The sequence below is a fragment of the Leucobacter sp. M11 genome, from assembly GCF_035726885.1.
Taxonomy (GTDB): Bacteria; Actinomycetota; Actinomycetes; order Actinomycetales; family Microbacteriaceae; genus JAPFRB01.
Genome location: NZ_JAPFRB010000002.1, coordinates 360473 through 362269 on the forward strand (window position 1 = coordinate 360473; position 1797 = coordinate 362269).

Annotated in this window: 2 protein-coding genes; both read left to right on the forward strand. The window is 71.1% G+C overall.

Annotated features, from left to right (window positions below; all coding sequences use genetic code 11):
• The first annotated feature begins 58 nt into the window (after positions 1-58).
• The gene (locus OOT08_RS05980) at positions 59-937 is read left to right on the forward strand and encodes an ABC transporter permease (protein WP_325091673.1); all 879 of its coding nucleotides are present in this window, start codon (positions 59-61) and stop codon (positions 935-937) included.
• Entirely contained in the window at positions 934-1743 is an 810-nt protein-coding gene (locus tag OOT08_RS05985) for an ABC transporter ATP-binding protein (protein ID WP_325091674.1), read from the forward strand. Before OOT08_RS05980 ends, OOT08_RS05985 begins: the two co-directional genes overlap by 4 nt.
• Positions 1744-1797: the final 54 nt, after the last annotated feature.

Sequence of the window (1797 nt, forward strand, 5' to 3'; positions counted from 1 at the left end):
AGCAGCGCAGCCCACCCCCTGAGCCACTCGCCACACAGCCGTCACGAGGAGGTGCCGAATGCGCGGGAAGCCCGCCACGCGGACGCTCCTCTACGGCCTCGCCGGGATCGTCGCCCTCGCCCTGCTCTGGGAGGGCTACAAGGCGATCGGGCCAGAGGCGGGTTTTTCCCTCGGCCAGGTGCCCCTGCTGCCGCGCACCTCAGACCTCGCGATGCCGCACGTCTGGACGATGGCCGAGCGATTGTTCCTCCCCGCCACCGCGCTCCCCGGGTCCCCGGCGCTCTGGGTCCCGGTGCTCGAAGCCGCCAGGTTTTCCCTGCGCATCGCGGCCGCGGGCTGGGTGCTCGGGGTGCTGCTCAGCGCGCTGCTCGCCCTCGTCATGCTCCGCTTCCGGCTGGCCCGGGCCGCGATCCTGCCCTGGGTCGTGCTCAGCCAGACCGTGCCGCTCATCGCGATCGCCCCGCTCGTGCGGCGCTGGGGCGCCCAGATCCAGCTCGGGGAGTTCTCCTGGGAAAACTGGATGTCGGTCGCCGTGATCGCCACCTATCTGGCGTTCTTCCCCGTGACCGTTGGCACCCTCCGCGGGCTCAGCTCCCCGCAGCAGAGCCACCTCGATCTCATGCGCTCCTTCGGGGCGGGCTGGTGGCGCACGCTCGTCTCGCTGCGGCTGCCCGCGAGCGTGCCCTTCGTGCTGCCCGCCCTCCGGCTGGCTGCGGCGAGCGCCGTGATCGGCACGGTGGTCGCCGAGGTGTCCATCGGCCTGCGCGGGGGGATCGGGCGGCTCATCGTCGAGTACGCCTCGGCGACGGGGGGCGATCCGGGCAAACCGTGGGCCCCGATCTTCGGCGCGGTTGCGGTTGGCTTGGTCGCCGCGGGCGTCGTGGCCCTGATCGGGCGGCTCCTGATGCGATTCCGACGAGGAGAGGACTCCCCATGATCGATGCCAGCGAGGCCGTCCGCGCGCGAAACCTCACCCGGGTCTTCTCCGATGAGTCTGGGGGCGAGGTGGTCGCGCTCGGCGGCGTCGATTTCGTGCTCGCGCCGGGTGAGTTCGTCTCGCTGATCGGGCCTTCAGGGTGCGGCAAGAGCACGCTCATGCGGCTGATCGCGGATTTGGACGAGCCCAGCGGAGGCTCCCTCACGGTGTTTGGCAAGTCCGCGAGCGAGGCGCGCCTCGCCGGGGACTATGGGATCGCGTTCCAGCAGGCGGGCTTGCTGCCGTGGCGCACGGTCCGCGCGAACGTCGAGTTGCCCCTGGAGATTCACGGTGTGGACCGCGCGAGCCGCCGCGAGCGGGTGGCCGAGCTGATCGAGATGATCGGGCTGTCCGAGTTTGCGGACCACTTCCCGGATCAGCTGTCCGGGGGGATGCAGCAGCGGGTGGCCATCGCCCGTTCCCTGAGCGAGCAGCCGCGGCTCCTCCTCATGGATGAGCCCTTTGGGGCGCTGGATGAGATGACCCGGGAGCGGATGCAGAACGAGCTGGCCCGGATCCGGCGGGAGACGGGCGCAGCGGTGGTCTTTGTCACGCACTCCATCCCGGAGGCGGTGTTCCTCTCGGATCGGGTCGTCGTCATGTCCCAGCGGCCGGGGCGGATCATTGACGAGCTCCGCATCGATCTCGGTCCGGGCGCGGACGGGGCCGGGGAGATCCGCGAGGACGGCGCGTTCTTTCGGGCGCTCACCGCGGTTCGGGAGAGTTTCCACGGTTCCCCAAACGCCCACTCCCCGGGGTCGGAGTGATCGTGGGCCCGCGGCGGAGTCGTGCCTGGTCCGGCCAGCGGGCGCTGCGCCTGG

Excerpts from the sequence above, each read along its gene's own strand:
- OOT08_RS05980 (WP_325091673.1), top strand. The coding sequence starts at position 59 with ATGCGCGGGAAGCCCGCCACGCGGACGCTCCTCTACGGCCTCGCCGGG.
- OOT08_RS05985 (WP_325091674.1), top strand. The coding sequence starts at position 934 with ATGATCGATGCCAGCGAGGCCGTCCGCGCGCGAAACCTCACCCGGGTC.